Annotated in this window: 25 protein-coding genes; 15 read left to right on the top strand and 10 right to left on the bottom strand. The window is 51.7% G+C overall.

Translation table 11 applies throughout. The features are described from left to right. Positions 1–77: 77 nt before the first annotated feature. The 7 genes from NSS79_RS06905 (at position 78) to NSS79_RS06935 (ending at position 6,788) form a co-directional block, all read left to right on the top strand. Positions 78–1,529 (top strand): RtcB family protein, encoded by a 1,452-nt coding sequence (locus NSS79_RS06905; protein ID WP_342438782.1) that lies wholly within the window; start codon positions 78–80, stop codon positions 1,527–1,529. A gap of 1 nt (position 1,530) precedes the next feature. Continuing rightward, positions 1,531–2,817, top strand: coding sequence for an AAA family ATPase (locus NSS79_RS06910; protein ID WP_342438783.1), 1,287 nt, complete (start codon positions 1,531–1,533; stop codon positions 2,815–2,817). Between the two features lie 268 nt (positions 2,818–3,085). Continuing rightward, positions 3,086–3,589, top strand: a complete 504-nt coding sequence (locus NSS79_RS06915) for a sigma-70 family RNA polymerase sigma factor (RefSeq protein ID WP_342438784.1) — start codon at positions 3,086–3,088, stop codon at positions 3,587–3,589. Further along, positions 3,582–4,790, top strand: a complete 1,209-nt coding sequence (locus tag NSS79_RS06920) for an anti-sigma factor (RefSeq protein WP_342438785.1) — start codon at positions 3,582–3,584, stop codon at positions 4,788–4,790. Before NSS79_RS06915 ends, NSS79_RS06920 begins: the two co-directional genes overlap by 8 nt. Positions 4,791–4,957: 167 nt before the next feature. Next, positions 4,958–5,464 (top strand): metallophosphoesterase family protein, encoded by a 507-nt coding sequence (locus tag NSS79_RS06925; protein ID WP_076112664.1) that lies wholly within the window; start codon positions 4,958–4,960, stop codon positions 5,462–5,464. A 116-nt stretch (positions 5,465–5,580) separates the two neighbouring features. Beyond that, positions 5,581–6,063 (top strand): GNAT family N-acetyltransferase, encoded by a 483-nt coding sequence (locus NSS79_RS06930; RefSeq protein ID WP_231578386.1) that lies wholly within the window; start codon positions 5,581–5,583, stop codon positions 6,061–6,063. A gap of 14 nt (positions 6,064–6,077) precedes the next feature. Continuing rightward, positions 6,078–6,788 carry an HAD family hydrolase gene (locus NSS79_RS06935; RefSeq protein ID WP_341090536.1) on the top strand — a complete coding sequence of 237 codons (711 nt, stop codon included), beginning with the start codon at positions 6,078–6,080 and terminating at the stop codon, positions 6,786–6,788. Between the two features lie 126 nt (positions 6,789–6,914). Here the strand turns inward: NSS79_RS06935 and NSS79_RS06940 are convergent, their stop codons facing one another. Both NSS79_RS06940 and NSS79_RS06945 read right to left on the bottom strand, forming a co-directional pair. Continuing rightward, entirely contained in the window at positions 6,915–8,033 is a 1,119-nt protein-coding gene (locus NSS79_RS06940; protein WP_342438786.1) for an FAD:protein FMN transferase, read from the bottom strand. Between the two features lie 205 nt (positions 8,034–8,238). Continuing rightward, complete coding sequence (locus NSS79_RS06945; RefSeq protein WP_340894262.1) at positions 8,239–9,171, bottom strand: glycosyltransferase; 933 nt, start codon at positions 9,169–9,171, stop codon at positions 8,239–8,241. A gap of 237 nt (positions 9,172–9,408) precedes the next feature. Here NSS79_RS06945 and NSS79_RS06950 point away from each other — a divergent pair, with 237 nt between their 5' ends. Continuing rightward, complete coding sequence (locus tag NSS79_RS06950; RefSeq protein ID WP_341090540.1) at positions 9,409–10,131, top strand: DsbA family oxidoreductase; 723 nt, start codon at positions 9,409–9,411, stop codon at positions 10,129–10,131. Positions 10,132–10,234: 103 nt separating this feature from the next. Here the strand turns inward: NSS79_RS06950 and NSS79_RS06955 are convergent, their stop codons facing one another. The 5 genes from NSS79_RS06955 to NSS79_RS06975 form a co-directional block, all read right to left on the bottom strand. Continuing rightward, a complete protein-coding gene (locus NSS79_RS06955; RefSeq protein WP_342438787.1) occupies positions 10,235–11,815 on the bottom strand; it encodes an oleate hydratase in 1,581 nt (526 codons plus the stop codon). A 142-nt stretch (positions 11,816–11,957) separates the two neighbouring features. After that, positions 11,958–12,314, bottom strand: coding sequence for an HIT domain-containing protein (locus NSS79_RS06960; protein ID WP_342438788.1), 357 nt, complete (start codon positions 12,312–12,314; stop codon positions 11,958–11,960). Between the two features lie 119 nt (positions 12,315–12,433). Further along, on the bottom strand, positions 12,434–13,009 hold the full coding sequence (dhaS, locus tag NSS79_RS06965; RefSeq protein WP_342438789.1) for a dihydroxyacetone kinase transcriptional activator DhaS: 576 nt from the start codon (positions 13,007–13,009) through the stop codon (positions 12,434–12,436). Between the two features lie 62 nt (positions 13,010–13,071). Beyond that, positions 13,072–13,470 carry a hypothetical protein gene (locus tag NSS79_RS06970; RefSeq protein WP_342438790.1) on the bottom strand — a complete coding sequence of 133 codons (399 nt, stop codon included), beginning with the start codon at positions 13,468–13,470 and terminating at the stop codon, positions 13,072–13,074. A gap of 20 nt (positions 13,471–13,490) precedes the next feature. After that, positions 13,491–14,006 (bottom strand): hypothetical protein, encoded by a 516-nt coding sequence (locus tag NSS79_RS06975; RefSeq protein WP_342438791.1) that lies wholly within the window; start codon positions 14,004–14,006, stop codon positions 13,491–13,493. A 284-nt stretch (positions 14,007–14,290) separates the two neighbouring features. On the opposite strand from NSS79_RS06975, the gene NSS79_RS06980 reads away from it, so the two are divergent. From NSS79_RS06980 to NSS79_RS06995, 4 genes are read left to right on the top strand one after another with little or no spacing between them, the layout of a single operon-like run. Continuing rightward, positions 14,291–14,956, top strand: coding sequence for an amino acid ABC transporter permease (locus tag NSS79_RS06980; protein WP_342438792.1), 666 nt, complete (start codon positions 14,291–14,293; stop codon positions 14,954–14,956). Then, the gene (locus NSS79_RS06985; protein WP_038587228.1) at positions 14,937–15,614 is read left to right on the top strand and encodes an amino acid ABC transporter permease; all 678 of its coding nucleotides are present in this window, start codon (positions 14,937–14,939) and stop codon (positions 15,612–15,614) included. The genes NSS79_RS06980 and NSS79_RS06985 overlap by 20 nt, the downstream gene beginning before the upstream one ends. Before the next feature lie 22 nt (positions 15,615–15,636). Beyond that, positions 15,637–16,383, top strand: a complete 747-nt coding sequence (locus tag NSS79_RS06990) for an amino acid ABC transporter ATP-binding protein (protein ID WP_342438793.1) — start codon at positions 15,637–15,639, stop codon at positions 16,381–16,383. A gap of 31 nt (positions 16,384–16,414) precedes the next feature. Continuing rightward, on the top strand, positions 16,415–17,290 hold the full coding sequence (locus NSS79_RS06995; protein ID WP_342438794.1) for a cysteine ABC transporter substrate-binding protein: 876 nt from the start codon (positions 16,415–16,417) through the stop codon (positions 17,288–17,290). Between the two features lie 101 nt (positions 17,291–17,391). On the opposite strand, the gene NSS79_RS07000 is transcribed toward NSS79_RS06995, so the two are convergent. Continuing rightward, on the bottom strand, positions 17,392–18,417 hold the full coding sequence (locus NSS79_RS07000; RefSeq protein ID WP_342438795.1) for an RluA family pseudouridine synthase: 1,026 nt from the start codon (positions 18,415–18,417) through the stop codon (positions 17,392–17,394). Positions 18,418–18,731: 314 nt separating this feature from the next. Here NSS79_RS07000 and recQ point away from each other — a divergent pair, with 314 nt between their 5' ends. Genes recQ through NSS79_RS07015 form a run of 3 tightly spaced genes read left to right on the top strand, consistent with a single transcriptional unit; the run spans position 18,732 to position 23,052 of the window. Continuing rightward, positions 18,732–20,567: a DNA helicase RecQ gene (gene recQ / locus NSS79_RS07005; RefSeq protein WP_038587234.1), complete on the top strand. Its 1,836-nt coding sequence runs from the start codon at positions 18,732–18,734 to the stop codon at positions 20,565–20,567. A gap of 15 nt (positions 20,568–20,582) precedes the next feature. Then, entirely contained in the window at positions 20,583–22,484 is a 1,902-nt protein-coding gene (locus tag NSS79_RS07010; RefSeq protein ID WP_342438796.1) for a radical SAM protein, read from the top strand. Between the two features lie 19 nt (positions 22,485–22,503). Next, positions 22,504–23,052, top strand: a complete 549-nt coding sequence (locus tag NSS79_RS07015; RefSeq protein WP_342438797.1) for a GNAT family protein — start codon at positions 22,504–22,506, stop codon at positions 23,050–23,052. Between the two features lie 260 nt (positions 23,053–23,312). Here NSS79_RS07015 and NSS79_RS07020 read toward each other — a convergent pair whose 3' ends face one another. Together NSS79_RS07020 and NSS79_RS07025 are read right to left on the bottom strand one after the other, a co-directional pair. After that, positions 23,313–24,272, bottom strand: coding sequence for an alpha/beta hydrolase (locus NSS79_RS07020; RefSeq protein WP_342438798.1), 960 nt, complete (start codon positions 24,270–24,272; stop codon positions 23,313–23,315). 263 nt (positions 24,273–24,535) lie between these two features. Further along, positions 24,536–25,504 carry a type I phosphomannose isomerase catalytic subunit gene (locus NSS79_RS07025; RefSeq protein WP_038587240.1) on the bottom strand — a complete coding sequence of 323 codons (969 nt, stop codon included), beginning with the start codon at positions 25,502–25,504 and terminating at the stop codon, positions 24,536–24,538.

The following is a 25,504-nucleotide window of genomic DNA, read 5'->3' on the forward strand; positions in this document are numbered from 1 at the left end:
CCTGAAACACTAAAGATTTCACGAACGGAAAGATAATTTAACTTATTAACGAACTTGAGAGGAATTGAAAATAACTTATGAATAGTAATTCACAACAAGCGGGCTTCGATGAGCCGCAATATAAACACCGGGTGGCTCTTCCGGGAGGCGACCTGAGGGTCTATGCCAGCGGGCAATTATTTGCCACACTGGACTATAAGGTCATGGAAATGGCGAACAACAACCTGCAAATCCCGAATATTGAATATATGAGCTACACACCGGATGTACATGTAGGCGTCGGCACCTGCATCGGCACAACTGCGGTATGGGATGCGGCAGGAGGATATGTGTCGCCCTCTATCGTGGGCAGCGACATCGGCTGCGGAATGCGCGTACATCTCACGAATCTGCACAAAGATGATCTGCGTGAGGTTAAGCTGCGGAGAAAGCTGGTCCGCGCCATCGAGAAATATTTGCCGATGGAGGCGCAGCAACGGGGCCATTACGGCGATATCCGGCTGGAGAATGTGGTCCGCAAGGGGCTGCACGGGCTGCCGAACAAATATGTGCCCGACAGCTACACTCCGAAGAAATCAAGCGCGCTTTCCCATGTGGAGATCAGCAAGCTGGCGTTTGACGAGGAGATCCTGAATGAGCTGCCCGATATGGCCTGGCACCGCGGGCACCGCCAGCTGGGTACCCTTGGAGGAGGCAATCATTTCGTCGAGATTCAGGCGATTGAGATTGCGGAGGAACAGCGGGAGGTGGCGGAAGCCTGGGGGCTGCAGGACGGGCAGGTTGTCGTGATGATCCATTCCGGCTCACGGGCCTGGGGCGGCATGGTCAACCAGTTCTGCACCCCGGCCTTCGCCAAGGTGATGGGGCAGCTAGGACTTGGCAGCGCCGATCCGCGCCTGATCTTTGCCCCGCTGGAACATCCGCAAGGCCAGCGTTATGTTAATCTGATGTACTCCGCCTTGAACTACGCTGTCGTGAACCGGCATCTGATCGCCTACGGTGTCCGCGAAGCGTTCCGTGAGGTGTTCGGCACGAAATGTGAGCTGCGCACCCTGTATGACCTGATGCACAATTATGCCTGGAAGGAAGAGACCTCTTCGGGGACCAAATTTGTGCACCGCAAGGGGGCTACCCGTGCCTTGCCGGCTCAGCATCCGGACAATCCGCGGCCTTATGCCGCGACCGGTCACCCGGCGCTGATTCCCGGCTCAATGGGCACCGCCTCTTATATCATGGTCGGCCAGCCCGGCGGGGAAGAGAACTTTTATTCCATCTGCCACGGTGCAGGGCGGATCCGTTCACGCACGGCAACGAAACGGCTGGTGTCTGTTCATGAATTTTCCCAGTCGCTAAAGGTAGGCAAAGAAGATGAGATTGTAGTAAACCAGCATTCCCTGGAATCTATCATTGACGAATCTCCCCAAGCCTATAAGAATGTAGATGAGATCATAGAAAGCGTTACGGGCGCCGGCCTGGCTGCCGTTGTGGCCAAGTGCAAGCCGCTCGCAGCGATAAAGGGGACCAAATAGGATGGAGCAGGAGTGCAAGAAACAGGCTGTGATTTACGAATACGATGGAGGCACGAGTGGCATGATCAAGGGGTACGACGTCTATGCCCGCCTAGTAGACGGTATCCTTGAAGCTCTTTATGCCCGCTATGGTGTCCGCTATGAGCTGTACGCCAGCGACGACCCCAACAGTGAGTATTGGAAGCTGCTGGAGAATGATGTGCAGTCCGGCAACCCCGGAGTAGAGCATGTGGCGCGGATATTTGACCGGCTGGAGGACCGTACCTTTGTCTACGACGATGACAAGGAGCAGCCGGAATATAATATTCACCTGTCGATCCGCAACAATGTGCTGGCTTATCCTGCCATGGGCGTGGCGCTGGCACGCGTGCCCGTATTTCAGGAGAACGGCATCAACTTTCAGGATTTTGTATTTGCCGCCTCCGACGCGCAGCTGCAGGCTTTCCTGAGCAATGTGCGTACGCGGCAGCGGGAGCAGAATATCAATAAGGTGACGGTGTTCACCGATCGGCGCAACGGTATTTTCCGGGAAGATGAGCCAATCACCCGTTCTGTCGGACGGGAGGAAGTGGTGCTGGATGTCGCGATCAAAAAGGAAATCTACCGCTCGCTCGACCAGTTTTTCGATTCGGACCGCAGCTTCTATGTGACCTATGACATCCCTTATAAACGGGGGATTCTGCTCTACGGGCATCCGGGCAACGGCAAGACGACGCTCGTCAAGTCCATCGCCGGAAGTGTGCCCGGACCGGTGATCTATTGGCAGATCACCGAATATACAAGCAGCGAGTCGGTAGGCGAGGTGTTTGAAGCCGCAGCCCGGCTGGCACCGATGGTGCTGGTGATTGAGGATATCGACTCTATGCCGCAGGAGGTCAGATCCTTTTTCCTGAATACTTTGGACGGGGCGACCTCCAAGGAAGGCATCTTTCTGATCGGCACGACCAACTATCCGGAGAAGATAGATCCCGGACTGATGAACCGCGCCGGACGTTTTGACCGGGCCTACGAGATCAAAATGCCGAATGAGGAGCTAAGGCTGGAGTATTTACGGCTGCGCGGCTTCTCCGCCTTTGCCGGTGATGAGGGAGTTGACCTGGCCGCACGCTTGACCGGAGATTTCTCCCTGACCCAGCTTGGCGAGCTGTATGTCAGTGCGGCACTGGAATGGCATGAGAACGGCAGAGCCGATGTGGAGGCGCTTGTCCGCGGAATGCGCGGGGAGCTGGACAAAGGACGCAAGCGCGAATGGATGAAGGACGGCTCGTCCGCGATTGGATTTTACTGATTTTATTTGGCAAAGAAGCCCGGGTCCTGGAGACACCGGGCTATCTTTTTGTATTTGCGTTTCATTATCTTGGTTAGGCACCCGTCTGCCTACCGAAAGATTGTACGCGGTATTTTTTGCATCGATGGACCGGGTTATCGTGATTGATTCATCTTGGATGAATATCTGATTGGCCTTTTCCTCTTCACCTGTTTAATCAGCAAAAATTATTATCCTGACCATGTAACTTTTTCCAATCTTATACGTGGTTAGAGTAAGGGGGGAGGGAATGAAGCCAAATTCGCTGGATGATCTTTATCAGAGTTATGTTCAGGATATTTACCGCTATTTGCGCTCCCTCTGTCATGATCACCATGTGGCCGAAGATTTAATGCAGGAGACTTTTTACCGGGCTTATCTGTACCTGGAGAATTGCCGTGAAGACACCATCAAGCCGTGGCTGTTCCGCGTCGCCTATAATGCTTTTGTGGATTACAAGCGGAAAGAGAGCCGGAGTGTCACCAAAGAAGCGGGTTATTTCAATGAGCTGGCCCATCCGGATACGACCGAAGGCACCCTGCTGCGGCAGGAACGTCTGGAAGAGATGGCCTTGTCTGTAGATAGCCTGCCGGAGGGGCAGCGGCACGCGCTGCTGTTGTATGATTTTCACGGAATGTCTTACAAGGAGGCGGCAGAGATCATGGATGTGGGGATGTCTCAATATAAAATATTGTTATTCCGCGCCAGACAGCGGCTGCGGGAGGCAGAGCGGAGGAGGAGCAGGCATGAGTGAGGAGTTCAAGGAGAAGCTGCGGAAGTACAGCGAGGGGACACTGCCGGAAGAGGAACGGACTGAACTGGAGCAAGAGTTGGAGAAGCTGGAGGCCTATCAGGTCTATGTGGATGAGCTGATGGAACGGGAAGACCACATGTCTGAACATCAGGAGGTAGTTCTCTCCAACGGCAAGAGCAAGGGTAAGGGAAAAAGCAAGAGGAAATCTGCGTCCGCCAGGGAAAAGGGCATTATCCGCCGCGGCAAATGGAGGGCGCGAATAGCCAATACGTTTACTGTACTGGCGGCATTCTTGGTATTTTCGACCATCAGCGGCATTATCACCGCAGTGTTCTATAGTACCGGCGACCGTGGAGACATTTACAGGGACGTTGTATCTTCTGCGATTGCCGTTTCCCGCCCCAATACGATCGTGCATTTGAACAGCAACGGGAAGGTTTTTTACAGGATGGAGTTATCGGGCAGGCTGCAGAAGCAAATCGGCGGGGAAACGGTGGATGTGGGAAGCTACTCCACTCCGTTTCTGCTGGGGCTGGGCGGTGTAGGCAAGTTCTCTTGGACGGATGAACGGAGTGGCGGGAATTATTACTTTCAATACCCGGAAACAGGGAAGAACTCAGGCAGTCTGCGCAGCGACGGGGTGGAGTGGCGGATGCTGGAGAAGCTTCACGAGGGCACCGTGGCTGAGGCTTATCTGTCTTTAGACCGGTTATACACAACGGATGAGTTGCTGAAGAAGCTGGAGCCATTGAATCTGCTGCCTGTGTGGTTCGCTGCAGATGCCGGTCAATTCTCGCGTGAACGCTTTGCCGGCACTCCCCTTGGATTTCCTTATACACCGCTGTGGCATGCCGATGACATGAAGGTAACAAAGATCTCGGAAGAGAAATCGGGCTGGTTCAGCAAGGTGACTTCAAGCAGTTCGGTCTCTCCAGCTGTTGAATCCTACGGGGACGGCGCTTTGCGTGAGGAGAACTTCATGGATACCTTGCGGCTAATGCAGCAGCATAAAAAAATATCAAACAACGTAGCCCCATTCATTAATCTGGATGAATCCATAAGTTATCTCGGGGAGCACGGCGTTAAGCTGTATGGAGTTGTTGTTACAGGTCCGGTAAAGGAGCTCCTGAAGCTCCGGGAGGATACATGGATCAGCAATATCCGGATTGGGGAAGTTCGGCTGTGGAACTGGCGGGAATAGGGAACTGAACTATAGAGGCAATCATGCATTTTGGACTCGATCGCTTAAGGGAAACAACCGGTTTACTTGCTTCTCCCACGCGCAAATCGTACAATTAGCAGAATATTAATGATTATGGCTGCTTGCGATACTTGCGCGGGCAATATGGGGATTAGGAGCTGAAGCTGATGAAAATAGGAGTTGTATCGGATACACATATGTCACGGAACGCGAAGTCGTTGCCGCAGGCGCTTGTGGCGGAATTCCGCCATGTTGACCAGATTCTGCATCTCGGGGATTGGGTGGCGCTGGAGATCTATGAAATGCTGTCGCAGCTCGCGCCGGTTGAGGGGATTGCCGGCAATAATGATGGAGCCGAGATTATTCAGCGGTTCGGGGAGCGCAAGATCATTACGCTGGAAGGTGTGCGTATCGGGATGATCCACGGACATGCCCCGTATTCGCGCAAAGGTACGGACGGGAATGCACTGCTCGCTTTTGAAGGTGATGAAGTGGACTGCATTCTATTCGGTCATTCTCATCAGCCGCTGATGCGCAGGGAAAACGGCATTCTGCTGTTCAATCCCGGATCACCGACCGATAAGCGGCGGGAGAAGCAGTATTCATTCGGGCTGCTGGACATCGAAGACGGCATAATCAGTGCCCGGCATGTCTTCTATGACTCCAGGGACTAAGTAAGGAAATAGGAAGCATTGTCCAAACTAAAATGCATTCTCTCCATGTTCACCTGGCAGCTGAACTTTTAAAATAATGTATACATCTTATTATTGGCTGTTGCCGGAAAGTTGGAATGATGATGCCGGAGTATCGTTTGGAACGTGCTGGCCTTGAAGACCTTGAACAGATTGCTCTGTTGTTTGATGAATATCGCGTGTATTATGGTCAGGTTTCCGATCTTCAAGGCGTCCAGTTTTTCCTGAAAGCCAGACTGGAGGCGGATGAGTCCGCAATTTGGATGGCTGTAACGGGGAACGGCGCTAATAAGGAGGCCGGAGGGTTTGCCCAGCTCTATCCATCCTTCTCCTCGGTGAGCATGCAGCGGCTCTGGATACTGAATGATCTGTATGTGGCCGCGGAGCTGCGCGGACAGGGTTTGGGCTCCTTACTGCTGGACGGTGCCCGGGAGTTCGCTTTGAGCACTGGAAGCAAAGGGCTGACCTTGACTACGATGACAGATAATACTACTGCGCAGCGTCTATACGTTGCGAAAGGCTATGTTCGGGATGATGAGTTCTACACTTATAATCTATTTTTGAATACCAAGCAGGAATAGTAAGGGGCGTTAATGTGGATAACAGCAATAAACTGGCGGTTTTTTTTGATTTGGATGATACTTTGTACGATCATTTGGTGCCTTTCCGGGAAGCGGTACGCGAGGTTTTGGCCCCGGATGAGGACAGTCTGGACTATGCGGAGCTATTTTATAAAGTGAGGCATCACAGTGACCAGCTCTGGCCAAAGTATTTGCGGGGCGAGCTTGAGCTGGAGGAGACGCGGGTGCAGCGTCTGGAGCTGGCTTTTGCCGAATACGGGATGGACCTTAGCCGGGAGCAGGCAGCCCAAGTTCAGGCGTCCTACATTGGCCGGCAGTATTCCATTCAGTTCATAGACGGTGTAGAAGAGCAGCTGCGGCGGTTCATCGCTCTTGGGCACAAGGTGGGGATTATCACCAATGGCCCGAAGGCTCACCAGATGAGCAAGCTGCGCGGACTTGGCATCGACAAGCTGATTCCGGAAGAGATGATCTTCATCTCGGATGCCGTTGGGCTGGCCAAGCCGGACCCGGAGATCTTTGCCCATGTTAACCGCGTGAGCGGAACAACAGCGGAGAACTCGCTGTATGTCGGAGATACCTGGGATAATGATGTGGTTGGCGCGCTTGCAGCAGGCTGGAAAGTATGCTGGTACAATCCGCGCGGCAGACAGCCGGGAACCGGTCATAGCCCAAGCTTCACCTTTGCCAGTTACCAAGAATTCAGCGAGCTTCCGCTGATCTGAGGAGTAAGCGATACGGAATACAAAATAAGCGGCGGAGCCTCAGCTCCGCCGCTTATTCGTTCTATGGTTCCGAAAGACAAGGGGATATAGGCTTCGGATTATGAATGCCCCTTATCTTCTTCTTAGTTACTCCGCAAAGCTATACGTTGGATCCGTGAGCTGCAGTCTCTCTCTAATGCCTGAAGTGGCATAGATTTTGTTGTCATCGGTAATGAAGAAGGCTTCCACGTCCTCCGGCAGAGCTTCAAGGTAGGCCATGCCTTCCTCAAGCCCCATCAGGAATACGCCGGTGGACAAGGCATCTGCATCCGTTGCGTTCGGGCTCATAATCGTAATGCTCTTTAAGCCGTTCTGGGAAGGGAATCCTGTACGCGGGTCAAGTATATGGTGATAGCGGACATTATCCTGCATGAAGTAACGCTCATATACACCCGAAGCATCAATGACCTCGTCAGAAATCTTGATGGTGCCGAGCTGAGTGCCGCGTCTCTGATCGGGGTCCTGCAGGCCGATGTTCCACGGTGATCCATTCGGCTTGTTGCCGAGGGCAATGATGCTGCTGCCGCCAAGGTTGATCATCGCGCTGTCCAGACCCTGCTCCTTCAAATAATCGGCGATCCGGTCAGCGGCATAACCTTTGCCGATTCCGCCCATATCGAGCACCATGCCTTCTTTAGCCAGCATCACGGTCTTCGCTGCTTCATCTACAATAATATCCTTGTAATTGATCAGGCTCTTGGCATGTTCGATATTTGCTTGCGGAGGAACCTGCTTGCCGCCGTTGCCGATATCCCACAGATCCACCAGCGGACCGATCGTCGGATCGAACAGCCCGTCCATCTCTTCGGCATATTTAATGGAAAGTTTGACAATGTCCAGGGTTTCATCAGATACAGTAACAGCTTCCTTGCCTGCAGCCTGGTTGACCGCGTAGATTTCTCCATTTTCCTTAGTGCGGCTGAACTCTATATCCATCCGTTCCAGCATGGCCTGAATGTCGTCCATATTTTTCTGCTCGGCATGATCGCCGAAGACCTTAATGTTAACGACCGTATTATAAATGTAAAAAGTCTGCTCAAGGGATTTCGTTCCGCCTTGTTCCGAAACTTTTTCACCGCCTGAGGTATCGGAAGTACTGGCATCGTCTTTATCCTTGTTGCCTGTAAGCATCCAGATGCCGGCAACGGCAACGATAATGATGACGAGAGCGACCAGAATTAGCGTCGTTTTTTTGTTTTTAAACATATTCCACCATCCATAAAAGTAGTTTCTTGAACTCATCTTTACTATCATACCCCAGAAAGAATGGCAATGGATACTAATTTCATGACATTTTGCGGATTAAGAAGACCGAAAGAAGCAGTCCGCAGAAACAGCAGAAACACCCGCTTCCCGAAAGGGCAGGCAGGTGTTTCTGCTGTTGTCCATTATGAAGTTTGTGTGGAGAGCGTTAGTCCAGCATATATTCGCTGTATTTATTCTTGCGGGGATTGAGTACAAAGAGGATGCCGCTGATATAGCCTGAAACCGCATTGAAGTTGCGCTTCAGAGTTGATTTGCCGGTCAAATAAGTCAGCGTCCACAACAGGGCAGCGTAGTTCTTCACCGGGGCTTTGCGCAGATTGAGCAGGTAATAATGGTTCACCGCGGTTGCACGGGCGACGCGTCCCGCTTTATCACGGGAGCTTGGGGATTCATGATGGGTAATCTTCATATCCGGGTTGATTACAAGCTTGCCGTATTTGCTGGCCAGATGGCACATATAAATATCATCAGCCACGGCATAGCTGGTCATCCAGGGGTAAGGTTTCATATCCCTCAACGCCTCACGTTTGAAAGACATATTGCAGCCGTGGAAGAAATCCGTTTCAAAGGTATCCTCCGTTTCTCCCCAGAGCAGCAGTGAGCCTGCCAGCGTGCTGGCCGACAGTCTGCCGGGCGAAGCCGACATTTGGCAGGTAAGCACGCCGAGCAGCTTGCCGGATTTGCTGCTGGAGAGGCCTTTGGCGATGCCGCCTACTCCGACAATCGCCGGATCGGCCGCATAGGTGTCTAGCATCCGGCGGATATACAGCGGATCATCCAGCTCGGCGTCATCATCGAAGCTGAGCACAATGTCTCCGTCGATCAGGTTCAGCGCTTCGTAACGGGAGAGCCAGACGCCAGGTTTGGTTTTGCGGTAATAACGCAGCTCAGCACTTGGCATCTGCGCCAGCACCTTGCGCAAATAGTCCAGGACATTCTCCTCAATATCGCCATCATCAACAATCAATAGCTCGATCGAGACGTCTTCCAGCTCTGTCTGCCTGCCGATGGATTCAATACACAGCGTAAGATCGCTGATCCGGTTGCGCGTGGGAATTACTATAGACACATCATGCATGCCGCTGGCTCCTTCTGGGACGCCTATCGTCCGCTAGTAATAGTAGTAATGATGTAAAGCACCGAAAGTACGTGTTGATCTAATTTTACTCCCCCATAAGTAGGGCGTATATACCACTTTCGTTTACTTTTATGTAGCATTTGTGTTTTTTGGTTTTTAACTATATAATTGTAAGTGACGTATTATTTGTTAATGGTAATATCAATGTATTCACAATCCCATTAGGAGGAATTCAATGTGAGAATAGATATATGGTCCGATTACGCCTGCCCGTTCTGTTATATCGGCAAAAGACGGCTTGAACACGCGCTGAGCCAATTTCCTGACCGCGACAAGGTGGAAGTGGTGTACCGCAGCTTTCAGCTGGATCCGAATGCCCGTGCAGATGCAAGCAGGGATATTCATGATCAGCTGGCCGCCAAATATGGCATGACCCGCGAGAAGGCCAAAGCGATGAACGAACAGCTGGCGGAGCAAGCCAGAGGTGTCGGCCTGGAGTTCAACTTCGATACGGTGGTGCATACCAATACCTTCGACAGCCACCGATTGAGCCATTATGCCGCTGCTCAAGGAAAGGCTGCGGCAATGACTGAGCGGCTGCTGCGCGCATATTTTACCGATACAGTTAATATTGGAGAGCGCAGTGTTCTGGTTTCGCTGGCCGGCGAGGTTGGACTGGACGCTGCCGAAACCGCAGCGATGCTGGAAAGCGATGCCTACGCGGCTGAAGTGAATGAAGATATTGAAGAAGGGCAACGCCTTAATATAACCGGCGTCCCCTTCTTCGTCTTCAACAATAAATATGCGGTATCCGGTGCACAGCCCGGCCCGGTATTTTCCGAGGTGCTGGAGACAGTATGGGCGGAGGAGAAGACCGCTCCGGTACTCCAGGTTGTCGGCAAACCACAGTCACAGGCACCGGATGCCGAAGGCTGCGATGACGGTTCTTGCAGCATCTGATTGAGCGCGTTAGGGTCCATACAACCCCATAGTTAGTCAATGCACAAAGAAACCTCTCCCTTGCGTGATCAAGGGAGAGGTTTCTTGATTATCTATGATTTTATTATCTTAATGAAGTCACAAGGCTCGAAAGTAATGTCCGCACATCATACTGGTACTGATTGATTGGCTCAACCGGACGGTTGATGCCGAGCAGGGTGTAGACGGCGATTCTGGCCGCTCTGACGGAATATTCCTCGGTGAACACCACATCGTCCGGAATTTCGCAATATTGACCGACGAATGCGAGGTTGGTTGAGCCCTCTGGCACGACCAGCGGTCTGTCGCTGCCGAGTCTCGGCATGAACTGGGAAGTAATATACGGCATCATGCACGGGATACAGTTGGCGGTTGCCATAATCTCAGCTTTATGCTCTTCAAAGTGCAGATGTCCGATCAGCTCTTCCATGATTTCTGCCCCGGTACAGTCGCTCATTTTCTTCTTGACGAAATCGCCTACCTTGTCAGGATACAGCCCATAGCCCCAGAACACCTTAACATGCTCAGGCTGACCGCGGAAATGCGGCTGGAACGCCAGCACTACGGACATGAACCAGCTCGAATCCTTGAAGGTGACGAGTGCGCCGGTGCCGGCCCGGTTGCGTGTGAATTTCTCCATCAGATCAAAGAATTTGGAGTCTTCGAACGTAACGGTGAACGATTCCCACTTGGAGCCGTCGACATGATCGTCGAAGGATGACGGATTGCCGAGGCCAGGTTTTTTGGCGGCAATGTTCTCCCAGAGCTTCCACGAGCTGCCTTTGCCGTTGAGACGCGGTGCGGTGCTCATCGAACCGAGGCTGGAGCCTTCGGTCATGGAGCCGTTTGTGACGATAACCAGATCGCCGTCTTTCACTTCAATAACATCTTCCACGCCTTGACGCAGCACGTTCATCTTCGTGACAGTGATGCCGTCGCCGTCTTTGAACTGCAGGTCAGTTACTGTACATTTCAGCGTAAAGTCTACACCGAACGGCTCCAGATATTTGTGCAGCGGAAGGATGATCGAATCGTATTGATTATAAGGTGTGCGGGTGACACCTTCGAGCGTTTGAATTCTTGGGAATTCGTGAATAAAGCGCAGCATGTATCTTTTGAACTCAATGGCGCTGTGCCAAGGCTGGAAGGCGAAGGTGGTCGCCCACATATACCAGAAATTCGTCTCGAAAAAGTGTGGAGCGAACCAGTCGTTAATCCGGGCCTTGCCCATCTTTTCCTCTGGTGTAATAATCAGCTTGCCCATTGCCAGCCGGTCGGCCATATCGAAGCCCATCGACAATACGTCTTCAACTTCACCCTTGCTGTTCACCAGTCTGGCGTTGGAATGGGTAGGGTTGGCGTCGTCGAATTCGGTAATTTCTTCCCGGACGGACTTTCCCGGATGGTCGATCGAAGGGATGGTGTTGAGAAGCTCCCATAAATTCTCATAGGCTTCATCGTTCAGCATCCGTCCGCCGCGAATGACATACCCATGCTCTACACTGCCTGCGCCGTCATTGCTGCCGCCGAGGATCTTCATCTCTTCAATAATGTGGATGTTCTTTCCCGGAAAATCGCAGTCTCTGACGAGGTATGCCGCACCCGCAAGGGATGCAATCCCGCCGCCGACAAAATAAACCTGTTGGTTACCGTACTCTCTTTTCACTGAATACTCGCCTCCATAGGGTTGCTGATTGCTGTTGCTACCCCTAATGTAAACCTAGGCCGATCCAGAAGGTATAATCAAAACCGCCAGAGTGTATGGATTTTGGTCACTTTAGGCAAAGTGTATAGTTTTTTTACAGTAATTAACAAGGTTCTACAGGGAAGGAAGGTGATCTGAGCGGGTTGCCAAAGGTAATATGCCAATGCAGGTGCTTGGAATCCTGATAATTGCCTAAGTTCGTGAGAACTCTGCAAGCTCCGTGCTCTTGCGTTACCATGGCGGCGACCTGCTTGATAACGCCAAATAACTCAAGAAATAATTCAGTGTCCTCTTCTTCAAGGGTGAGAAGTGAGGAGATATGCTTTTTGGGGATAGCTACAATATGCACGGGATAAAAAGGTTTCGTATGATAATAGGCTAGCACATTTTCTGTCTCCAGCACTTTATGTACCTGGGTTTTGCCGTTCAATACCTCATCGCAATAAAAGTCCTCTGTCATGGTGGCCTCCTGATTTTTGCATATTTTTCACTTCAAAGTCTTAAATTCCACATCGTTTCTGCAATTCTTGCCCAATAGATCGCCAACTGGATCCAATTACCCCAAAAAAGCTGCGCACCCTAAGGTAACGACAGCTTCTTCTCGTATTTATGCAGCGCCTTCAGAAAATTCCCTTCAATCAGCACACTGAGCTGCTCAATCATATGCTTCGGCTGATCCTTCATCCCTTCGCGCATCCACTGAATGATAAGCCCGGTAAAGGCGAGAGTGTAGAAGTTGGCGATGAACCGCTTGTCTTCGGCACTAACCTCCATTCCGCTTGACAGCTCCTGAATGACGCCCATAACCAGACCGTTGGTCACGTCGTACAGATAAGCATCAAGGTGGGATCTGCCGAGAGAATCCAGCGTATTACAGCAGAAGGTTTTATTACTCTCGATATAACAAAAGATTCTGTAGAACCCGTCCGTCCATGTGTTGTAGCTCCGGTACTCAGCAATGCTCTCTACTGCCTCCGTCTTGTAAATCCAGCCCAGCAGCTCAAAAATATCCTGAAAATGATAGTAGAACGTCTGCCTGTTCAGCCCGCAATCGTCGACAAGATGCTTTACCGAGATTTTATTGAGCGGGGTGTGCTCCATTAAGTGCTTTAACGACTGGGCCAGCGCTTTTTTGGTCAAATAGGAAGTGGACATGACAATATCACCTCATCATTTGTTCGGATTATTCAATTGTTTCGCTTGTGGACCCCGTGGATCTAAGGTTTCCGCAGCTTCCTGATCAGCAAATAACTGCCTTCGACGATAAGACCCAGAACGAAGCCGCCCGCTGTAAACACGATCAAAGACAGAAATCCCGCAAGATCCTCCCAGCCAGACATGTCCTGGTAAGTGTATTGATACATGGTGCCCAGTCCGAAAACAATGCCAATGGTGCTGATCAGCCATACCAGCTTGGCGCCAAACCACCCGAAGCTGTGCAGAATTCCGGAGACTACAAGGGCGAGCGCCGCAAAACGGGCAAAGACCGGAAGGTCGAAGTTTTCCCCGAGCAGCAAAAAACGGTGCAGAGCCAGCAGCAGCCAGAGAATCAAGGTATAAATCAGGAACCAGACGAACCAGCGATTGCTTTTGGCGGGAGGCAGGAACTTCAACATGGCTTCACCTCACTGTGATATTAGACCTTCTCCAGTTCCTCAGCGCTTCTAAGCAGAAACTCAAGCAGGTCCGGCAGATCGTCCATTTGCTCTTCATTAATTTGTCTCTTGAATGCGAGAGAGACGCAGCAGGTGTATAGGCCGCTATTGCTGCCGAAGGGGAAGCTTAGCGATTGTAGGGGAGTAAGCTCCGGGCCCCAAATCCCGGTGAGAATCTGTTCGATAGCAGAGCATTGGGTGGGGATATCCCCGATTTCCAAATGAAAACGCAGCAGCAGATTACAGCCGGGAACGGAATCCGGGACTTCCAGTATTTCATCACTGAGATCCTTCACCGACGAGCGGAGAACCAGTTCACTTGTTACCTTGCTGCTGCCGGCCAGCTTGAAGGAGAGGGTGAATTCCCTGGACATCAACGCCAGGTCCAGCAGATCGGAACGGTTCGTGACTACCAGAATTCCATCCAGATTATCATAGTCATAGATCTGATTCTCTAAGGAAACCTTAATATTCTCAAAGACAGTAGGGTGGAACACTGAATGCACCTTCTTGATTTTCTCTACATTGTACCATGTGGGGAATGAGAGTGAAAATTCACAAAACACAGTTGACAAGTGGGCATTATGAGAATAAGATGATTACCACATTATGTGAGGTTTTTGGTTAAATTTTAAATATTTACAATAAGCTAGAATAGTCATTGAAAGGGCGGCAGTCCTTTGAGTGTCAGCTGATGCTCATGGCTGATTATATAACCGACTATACACATTTATATAGTTGTATATTACGGGTTGATTTTACGACAGAAGGTTGTGCAATTATGAATTTGGATTGGGAATTTATACTGGAGAGCTTGCCGCTTTCCGGGGATGCGATGTGGCTGACAGTGAAGCTGGCATTCTGGGCGATTCTGTTCTCTACTGTTCTGGGACTGCTGTTCAGCATTATTTTGTATTACAAGGTGCGGGGGCTCCGGATGGTGATTCATGCCTACGTCGAGCTGTCGAGAAATACGCCTCTGCTGGTCCAGCTGTTCTTTCTCTATTATGGTTTGCCTAAGGTAGGCCTTCGCCTGAGCGAAGTGACCTGTGCCATTGTCGGCCTGACCTTTTTGGGCGGCAGCTATATGACCGAGGCGTTCCGCAGCGGAATTGAAGCGGTAAGCCGAACGCAGCTGGAATCCGGGCTCAGCATCGGGCTATCCAAATTTCAGCTCGCCAGGTATGTGATTTTTCCGCAGGCGTTTGCAATCAGCATTCCTTCTCTGGGAGCCAACGTGATTTTTTTGCTGAAGGAAACCTCGATTGTCGGCGCCATTGCTTTAATGGACCTGATGAATGTGGCGAAGGATCTGATCGGCATGCATTATAAAACAGCGGAATCCCTGTCGCTTCTCGTGTTGTCCTATCTTGTCCTTGTGCTTCCACTGTCGCTGGTCCTGACATGGCTGGAAAGGAAGGTAAGGTATGCAGAATTCGGGGATTGAGGTGCTGTTTGAAGGATCAAATTTTGAGCGGCTGCTGGGCGGTCTGCTGGTCACGATAGAGATTTCGTTCATTTCCATTGCAATTGCAATGGTGCTTGGCATTGTGATGGGGCTCTTGAGAACCCTGAATTCGAAACCGCTAAGATTTGTCCTGCGGCTCTATCTGGAGGCCTTCAGAATCATCCCGATTCTGGTCTGGCTCTACGTGGTGCATTTTAGTTTTACTCCCCTGCTCGATATCGATATCAGCGGAGAGGCTACCTCTATCCTGGTATTTAGTTTATGGGGAGCAGCCGAAATCGGAGATATCGTACGCGGGGCATTGGAATCGATGCCAAAACATCAGGACGAATCCGGCAAAGCGCTGGGCCTCAGCAAAGGGCAGCTGTACCGGTATATTCTGATTCCGCAAGCGGTCCGCAGAATGGTGCCGGGTTCGATCAATCTGGCCACTCGCATGGTCAAAACTACCTCGCTCGTTGTGCTGATCGGAGTGATCGAGGTGGTGAAGATCGGGCAGCAGATTATTGAGCTTGGGGTGATCAAGGCGCCGAATGCTTCCTTTTGGGTCTACGGCTTTATTTTCATTCTTTATTTCGCCGTATGTTTTCCGTTGTCCAGGATTTCCAAGAGAATAGAGCGCAGATGGCAAAATTAGCATGCAGGAAGGAAGAAGGGCGATGGCAGATTCCAGAGAGATTTTGCTGGAGGTAAAAGGGCTGGAGAAAAGCTTTGGAGACCGGAAGGTTCTGAATAATATAGAGCTGCAGGTGGCGAAGGGGGAAGTTACAGTTATTCTGGGCCCGTCGGGCTGCGGGAAGAGTACCTTTATGCGATGTCTTAACGGCCTGGAGCCGATTGAGGGGGGAGAAATTTGGTACCGGGGGCAGAATCTTGCCGGGAACGCTGTAGATTGGCGTGAAGTAAGGCAGCATATCGGCATGGTTTTTCAAAATTATGAGCTGTTTCCCCACATGACGGTTATAGACAACATTCTGCTCGGCCCGCTTAAGGTACAGAAGAGAGACGGCAAGGAAGCGCTGAAGCAGGCAGAAGAGCTGCTTAGCAGGGTTGGACTGCTGGACCGCAAGGATGCGTATCCCCGTCAATTGTCCGGGGGGCAGAAGCAGAGAATCGCGATTGTCAGAGCGTTATGCATGAATCCGGAAATTATGCTATTCGATGAAGTGACGGCTTCTCTTGATCCCGAGATGGTGCGGGAAGTGCTGGATGTCATTCTGGGTCTGGCCCAGCAGGGAATGACCATGATCATTGTGACCCATGAAATGGGTTTTGCCAAGTCTGTTGGAGACCGGATCATATTTATGGACCAAGGTAAAATTTGCGAAACTGCGGCTCCGCAGCAATTTTTCACCAAACCGGCGACAGAGCGTGCCCAGCACTTTCTGGATATATTTCAGTATTAACAAACTATATAGAAATTGGGGATGAAGAGGGATGAAAAAGAGTTTGAAATTTGCAGTATCGGTTATGGCAGCTGGAGTGCTTTTGCTGGGTTTGACCGCATGCGGCAATTCGGGGAACAACAAGGAAGAGGCCGCTTCTTCAAAGTTTGCTTCTATTGAAGAGCTTAAGAAAAACGACAAGATCCGGATCGGTGTGTTCGCCGACAAGCCGCCGTTTGGTTATGTGGACTCCGAAGGCAAAAACCAGGGGTTCGACGTTTATATCGCCAAAAGATTTGCCAAGGATTTGCTGGGGGATGAATCCAAGGCAGAGTTTGTGCTTGTGGATGCAGCCAGCCGTGTGGCCTATCTGGAATCCAATAAGGTTGATATTATTATGGCTAACTTCACAGTAACCGATGAACGCAAAGAAAAAGTGGATTTTGCCGCTCCTTACATGAAGTTGTCCTTTGGGATCGTTTCTCCCGACAGCGCGCCGATCACTTCCATTGACCAGCTGAAAGAAAAGGGCCAAAAGCTGATCGTAGCCAAAGGTACAACTGCCGAAACCTACTTCACAAAAGAACATCCGGAAATCGAGCTGCTTAAATTCGACCAGTACACAGAGATTTTTGCGGCACTTAAAGACGGACGCGGCGCAGCTATTGCCAATGATAATACGGAACTGATCGCGTGGGCTAAATCCAATCCCGGCTTTACCGTAAGCATCCCGGCTTTTGGCGGCCAGGATACGATAGCGCCGGCAGTTGCCAAGGGCAATACGGAATTGCTGAACTGGATCAACACCGAACTTGAGACGCTGGGGAAAGAGCAATTTATTCATCAGGCGTATAAAGAAACGTTAAATGAAGTATACGGGGAAGGCTACACCGGTGATTTGGTTGTTGAAGGCGGAAAGATCGAGTAGTACAGAGAAAGACACCCGGGAGGGTGTCTTTTTGCATCCATGCGGAGCCACCGAAATAACGATAACAGGTCTGAAATACAGGTGCTTGGTGTGATCAGGAATCAGTTGGTTGGCGCAGGGGCTGTGTATTTCAGGAATGTCTTGGGAATGGCGCTTTCAAAGGTCAGCAGTTCTCCCGAAGTCGGATGAACGAAGGAAAGCACGCGGGCATGAAGGCCAAGGCGGCCTACGGCCTTAGTCTCTGCGCCGTATTTTTTGTCACCGGCGATAGGGTGGCCGATGTCAGCCATATGCACACGGATTTGATTTTTGCGTCCGGTTTCCAGTTGTACTTCCAGCAGAGAGAAATGGCGGTTGGCTTGAATAAGCTTGTAATGAGTTATGGCATGAAGCCCGTCGCCTTCATGGGGACTGGAATACATCTTGAGGGTCGAAGTTTCCTTCAGCCAGGAGCTGATGGTCCCTTCGGCCTTTTTGACGGCCCCTTCCACGAGTGCCACGTAGGAACGTTCCTTTACGGTTTCCTTCCACGTATTTTGCAGCTTCTGCTGAATGGCTTCACTCTTGGCAAACATCATCACGCCTGAAGTATCACGGTCCAGCCGGTGAACGACATAAATACGGTTGCGCGGATTGGTGAGGCGGACATGCTCCATCAGCTGGCGGTATGCCGTTAATTCATTGTCTTCACCGGTGGCGATGGACAGCAGTCCTGCATCCTTCTGGATAATAATCAGATCATCGTCCTCATAAACGATGGTAAGCAGGGTCATCTCTTTGGCCTGTACTTGCTTCTCTTGGTCAATGGTTACAGTCTGACCCGGATGCAGCTGGAAATTGTGCCGGGTTATTGGTTTGCCGTTTACGGAGACCTGTCCGCGGGCGAGCAGTGACTTGACGGAGTTCCGTCCCTTGTTTGTGATTACGCTAAGCAAAAAAGGCAGCAGCTCTGCGGGCTCAGTTATGGAATAGCTTTTGACGGCAGCCTGTCCCTTCGCTTTGGCAGTGATGCCAGGCTTAGCGCCTGATTTATGGTTTCTTGCCCCTGATTTTGGCTGTGCTTGGGAGGGGCCTCCGGGCTTGCCGCCCCGTCTGCTTGCCTCTTTGGGATTTCGTCTGGTGTTCATGCCTGCATTCTCCGTCCTCTAATATTGTATTCCTCAATATACCATGGGCCGTGAAGAAATACTATGGAGGGGTCCCTACATAACACTAATCAGCCCGACAATAATGAGGATAGAGAGGGCTCCATAGATTCAGCCAGCACAAAGGCCAATTTTCTGGAAAGGAAAATTGCGGATATCTATCAAGTGTTGCTTTGAACGGTGATTTTTATGTAATGATTTGAAAATGAACCTCCGGTTTTACCACTCCGGTTGTTGCTCATTAGTCTTTTGCCCGGTAAACTAAAGAGAGAAAGTTCTAAGGAGTTTTGAGAGATATGAAGATGCAAGCACCTACTATGGAACAGGCGCAGGCTGAACTGCAAAAATATTATGGCTATCCCGACTTCCGGGAGGGCCAGAAAAAGATTGTCGAGAGCTTGCTGGAGGGCCATGATACGCTGGGCATCATGCCAACCGGAGGCGGAAAATCGATCTGCTATCAGGTTCCGGCGCTGCTGCAGCCGGGGCTGACGCTGGTCATCTCGCCTCTGATCTCGCTGATGAAGGATCAGGTGGATGCACTGACCACAGCGGGGATACCTGCTGCCTATATCAACAGCACCTTAAGCGGCAAGGAAGTGAATGAGCGCATCCGGGCTGCGCGCCGCGGTGAGCTGAAGCTGCTTTATGTTGCACCCGAGCGGCTGGAGCTGGACTGGTTCCGGTTAGAGATGGCCGGGTTATCCATCTCATGCGTGGCTGTGGATGAAGCACACTGTGTATCCCAGTGGGGCCATGATTTCCGCACCAGCTACCTCGCGGTATCCCCTTTTGTAGAGGAACTGCCGCAGCGGCCGATTCTTGCCGCATTTACCGCGACTGCTACCCCGGAGGTCATGGAGGATATGGTCCGGCTGCTGCGTCTGCGCCAGCCGGGCGTCTTCATGACCGGGCTTGGCCGGGATAATCTGGCGATGTCTGTGCTGCGCGGGGAGAACAAACGCGAATTCGTTCTGGATTATACCGCTACTCATTCTCATCAGCCGGGTATTGTATATGCGGCTACCCGCAAAGAGGTTGATGATCTCTATCAAAGACTGCAGGCGTCGGGAATCGCTGCCGGACGCTATCATGCCGGAATGAATGACCAGGAACGGGCAGAGAGCCAGGAAGGTTTCCTGTATGACGACATCCGTGTGATGGTCGCTACCAATGCCTTCGGGATGGGGATCGACAAGTCCAACGTACGTTATGTTATCCATTACAATATGCCGAAGAATATGGAAGCTTATGTTCAGGAAGCCGGACGTGCCGGACGGGATGGTGAGCCGAGTGAGTGTATCCTGCTCTTCAGCGCGCAGGATATTATGACGCAGAAATTTCTGATTGAACAGAATCCGCAGGACCCGGAGCGCAAGGCGAATGAATACCGCAAGCTGCAGCAGATGATCGATTACTGCTACACCACCCGCTGCCTGCGCAGTGCACAGCTGAATTATTTCGGTGAAGATCACGGGGACAAGCCCTGCGGCATCTGCAGCTCCTGTACGGATGAACGGGAACTGGTAGACATGACAGTGGATGCGCAGAAGATTTTCTCCTGCATCCACCGCATGCGTGAACGTTACGGTGTGGCGCTGGTTGCTTCGGTGCTCAAGGGCTCACGCAACCAGAAGGTGCTGCAATACGGCTTCGAGCAGCTGCCGACTCACGGCGCGATGTCGAGCCGTACGGAGAAAGAGATTACCGAGAGCATCAATGTGCTGATCTCGGAGGGATATCTGGCCCTGACAGAAGGCCAATATCCTGTGGTGCGGCTGCAGCCGCTGGCTGCCGAGGTACTGCGCGGCCAGCGTGAGGTGCAGCAGCGCGTGGCCCGTCCTTCACGCACCGGCGGAGCCTCCGGCGGGCGGGACCGCAGCCGGTCGCGGGATCTTTCGCCGTCGGCCGTCAACGAGACGGTCTTCGAGCAGCTGCGCCTGATCCGCCGCGAGCTGGCGGGACGCGAGCATGTCCCGTCCTATATCATTTTTAATGATGCGACCCTGCGTGAGATGAGTGTGGTTTGCCCGCAGACCGAAGCGGAGATGCTGAGGGTGAAGGGTGTCGGGGAAGTGAAGTACCGGAAATACGGCAAGCCGTTTCTGGAGTTTTTTCAAAATGAAATGTAAAGAAGGTTATTAGGCATGAGAATCGTCCTGGCCACATTAAACGCCAAGTATATCCACACCTCGCTCGCCATCCGTCTTCTGAAGGCATACAGTGAGCATGAATTCGAAGATATCCTTCTGGCGGAATACACTATCAAAGATCCCGTGATGAATATCGTGTCAGACCTATTCCAGAAGAAGCCCGATGTTATCGGCTTTTCCTGTTATATATGGAACATCGAGGAGACCGTCAAGCTGATTGGCATACTCAAACAGGTGATGCCGGAGGTCACCATCGTGCTAGGCGGGCCGGAGGTGTCTTACGAGCCGCTGTACTGGATGAAGCGGGAAGCCGGGATTGATTTTGTTGTAAACGGCGATGGGGAAGAGACCTTCCACCATCTGCTGCAGGAATTGCGGGATGAGCGCAAGTTCCATTTTGTGTACGGTGCGGCTTACCGTAAGGGCGAAGAGCTGATTGTCAATCCGCCGCGTCCGAAGACGGATCTGAATACACTGCCGACACCGCACCGGTTTCCGGATGATCTGCCGGATCTCAGCAAGCGGATCGTTTATTTTGAAACCAGCAGGGGCTGTCCCTTCAACTGTCAATTCTGCTTGTCCAGCATTGAGGTAGGGGTACGCTATTATGATATCGAACGGGTCAAATCCGATTTGCTGTATCTGATCGAGAACGGAGCCAAGGTGATCAAGTTTCTTGACCGTACCTTTAATATCAACCGCAGCTATGCCATGGAGATGTTCCAGTTTCTGATTGATAACCACCAGGGCTGCGTGTTCCAGTTCGAGATTACGGCGGACATCATGCGGCCGGAGGTCCTGGATTTTCTGGCCCAGAACGCTCCTCCCGGCGTCTTTAGATTCGAGATTGGCGTGCAGTCAACCAATGACGAGACCAACGAGCTGGTCAAACGCCGCCAGAATTTCACGAAGCTATCGCGTACGGTGATGAAGATTAAGGCCAACGGCAATATCGATCAGCATCTCGATTTAATTGCCGGACTGCCCATGGAGGATTATTCCACTTTCCGTAAAACCTTCAACGATGTATTTGCCATGGAGCCGGAGGAGCTGCAGCTTGGGTTCCTGAAAATGCTGCGCGGCACCGGACTGCGTGCCCAGGCAGCCAAATATGACTATACCTATATGGAACATGCCCCGTATGAGATTCTCAGCAGCCATGTGATGCCGTTCTCCGATATTATCCGGCTCAAACGGCTGGAGGATGTGCTGGAGAAATACTGGAACAGCCATCGGCTCGACCATACGGTGAAATACCTGATCCGCCATGTGTTCCAGTCGCCGTTTGATTTCTTTCAGGAATTCGGGGATTACTGGGAAGATCGGGGCTGGCAGAAGATCGGCCACCAGCTGGAGGATTTGTTCACCCGTCTGCATGCCTTCCTTACAGATCGCGGGACAGATGCCATGGACATCATTACCGGGCTGATGAAGCTTGATTATTTCCTGGGGCACAAATATAAGCCGCGCAAAATCTGGTGGGATGTCTTGCTGGATAAAGCGGATTGGTCCAAACATATGAAGGATATCGCTGCTCATCCGGGATTGATATCCCCGCAGCTGGCGGAGGCCGGATACAGTGAACGTGAACTGCAGAAGTTCATGATGCTGGAGGTGCTGCCTTTCCGTTTGGAGACGGTACTGGATTCGATCAGCGGCCTGCGGGCCGATGAAGGCTTGGCTGATGCAGAAGCGAGTGCAGAACCGAATGTGGAGATGAGTGGTGTGTCTGGCAATATCGGTGAAGCGAACGCAGCAGCGGCGGCCGTAGCGGTAAATGACAGGGCCACGGCTGTGGCCGAAGCTGAGGCAAGAGTGGAAGGAAACACGCTGCTGATTGTGCTGTACCAGCAGGATGACAGCCAGCGGGCACAGTATTATACACTGCCTTTGTAGAAGGAGGATTCTTCCGGCTATGAGCAATCAACCTCCGGTCAGATTGACTTTGTATGAAGAGAAGCTGCGGGAAGGGCTGCTGGCGTTTCAGCTTCCTGCGGAGCAGGCGGAATTCACCGGCTTGCCTGAGGAGACTATAGATGGTGCCTTGCAGGACGAGGGGAAGGTTCCGGTTGTTATTATGGCTGGAGAAAAGCCGGTAGGATTTTTTATCCTGCATACCGGAGCGGATATCGCCGACTTCTACCACCATTGGTCCGAAGCGTTGCTGCTGCGTGCGTTCCTTGTTGACTATGCCAGCCAGGGGCAAGGGTTTGCCAAGGCTGCAATGGCTTTGCTGCCGGGTTTTGTCCGTATTCATTTTCCGGCAGTCCGTGAGGTGGTGCTGGCTGTGAATGAGCGCAATCTCCCGGCAGGAAATCTCTATCTGCGTGCCGGTTTTCGGGATTACGGTCTGCGCAGGAGCGGTGCAAAAGGATCGCAGATGATTCTGCAGTATTCGCTTGAGGAATTCAGCGCAGGTTCTGGCGGGGACATGGACAACGGGGACGGCTGCAAGAGCGGCTGATTGAGAGCATGACCCGCAGTCCGCTGTTTGCAACGTTCTCAACGGAGTGTCAGTTACATTATTCTGTTTGTTCATAGGCTGGACTTTCGACGGCTTGACTAAAAGTTTGTTCAAAAAAACAGGCATTCCATTATTTCTGGAATGCCTGTTTTTGTTCAAATATAAGAATTTATATGCTTCACGCTATAAATTATCCTTCTATTTCTCGCTGAAACGGATACCGTCCTTTTGAGGACGGCGAAGCCGTTTCCACTTGGCTTTTATATTGCATTCGATTGAAGCAGAGACTCGGCAGGGAGGTGCCGGACCAGCCAGTCTAACACGTCGGCTGTGACCTCGTTATGATTCACTTCGTTCAGCATTTCATGTCTGCCTTCCGGATACAGCCTGTACTCCACATCGCTTAATCCTTGCTCCTTGTAGATGCTGGCCAATCGCAGCACACCTTGCCCCTGCATACCCACAGGGTCCTTGGCCCCGGAGAACAGATACACTGGCTTATTCTTGCATAATGTCAGCAGTGTTTCGCGGGACTGGATTTCGCGCAGCAGCCGGAAGAAATCCCGGAAGAAGCGGGTGGTGCAGATCGCGCCGCAGAAAGGATCTGCGATGTAACGGTCCACCTCCTGCGTGTCACTGCTCAGCCAGTCAAAAGCCGTTCTTACCGGAGAGAAGGAACGGTTGTAAGGGCCGAATACGAGGCCGTTCAGCATTACGCTGCGATGAAGGGCTCCCTGCAGTCTGAACTGCATCCCGGCCAGTGCTTCCCCGGCTCTCAGCATATTGCGCGGACCATTGGTGCCGCTGAGAATAAAGCCGGCGTATATCTCATTGCCATGCTCACACATCAGCTTCTGTGCCAGGAAGGAGCTCATGCTGTGGGCGAGCAGGAAGATCGGCAGACCTTCATGCCGGGAAGAGGCAATCCCGGCAAGCTGCAGCATATCGCGCCGCATCCAGTAGAATCCGTTCTCCCCGGTATCGCCAAGCAGGTTCACCTTCCCGGCAGTTTTGCCGTGCCCACGGTGATCATTGGCATAAACTGCATATCCGGCCCCGGTGAGCGCTAATGCGAAGCGGGTATAACGTGCAGCCGTCTCACACATGCCATGCGCAATTTGCACGATGCCCCTGACCGGAGCTTCTGGCTCCGGCAGCCATTCGTACACATGAATATTCACGCCGAGGGGATCGGTCATTGTAAAGCTGTTTTCCTGCATTATCCTGCCCTCCTAAAAGTTTGTAAAACATCTGCTTCCTTGATCATACGCCGTACCCACTCCGCTCTGAAGCATTAGCTTGTTATGTGAGTGATACATCTGAGTATTGTAGGAATCGCTGATATAGCTCTTTATCGGAAAGAGTAACGAGAGAAAACCCCGCTTTACACTGATTCCCTGCGATGAAAGCGGAACCCGCGGCTGATCTTAGTTCTCGACTTCTGGCTTCCGCTTAACCTCTAGTTGCCTTATAAGTATGAATTTTAGGGCAAATAAGAACGCAGCACGGTGGAGTGGCCTTCGATTCCGTAAGAGCCAAGGGTTGCCGGAAGCAGATAACATTCTCCTGCGGCATAAGGCTGGGAACCGCCTTCCCACGTCAGGTGTCCGCTGCCTTCGCAGATGACGAGAATGGTGAAGCTGTCCGGAGTCGTGGCAAGCTCCCATTGTCCGTTTACAAGGCCTTTTTCAACGATGAAATAAGGAGAGGAGGCGATTTGCAGCCATTCTCCGGGAACAGCGCCGTCTGTCTTCATCGAGGTGGCTCCCGCACCTTCATAGGCGGTTACATTCAAAGAATCCTCAATATGAAGCTCGCGCGGCTTGCCGTCCAGTCCCGGACGGTCATAATCATAAATCCGGTATGTAGTGTCAGAGTTTTGCTGGATTTCGGCAACAACGACTCCTGCGCAGAGAGCGTGAACGGTGCCCGCAGGAATATAGAAGGAATCTCCGGCTGAGACGGTAATCTCCTGAAGACTGTCCATAACGGTTCCATTCTCCAGTGCATCTCGCAGTGTCTCCCTGGTGACATTTTCTTTCAGGCCGTAAATAATCTTGGCACCCGGCTTGGCGTCCAGCACGTACCACATTTCTGTCTTGCCCAGTTCACCCTTCGGCAATCCTTCATAGTCATCTGTAGGATGCACTTGCACGGAAAGGTTGTCATTGCAGTCCAGCAGCTTGATCAGCAGGGGGAATCTTCCGCCTTCTTCGCTGATGCCTTTGCTGCCGAACCATTCCTGTCCGAATTGCTCACGGATTTGATCTAGGCCCTGTCCGGCGAGTTCGCCGTTTACGACGGAAGAGGTGCCGTTCGGGTGATCGGCGATCATCCAGCCTTCGCCAATATGGCCCTCCGGCAGTTCGAGCCCGAATTTCTCCAGTGCGCGGCCGCCCCAGACGCGTTCTTTAAACTCCGGCTGAAATTTTAAAGGATATGGTTTTGTCAT

Origin of the sequence: Paenibacillus sp. FSL L8-0436 (assembly GCF_038593025.1) — a bacterium.
GTDB lineage: Bacteria > Bacillota > Bacilli > Paenibacillales > Paenibacillaceae > Paenibacillus_AQ.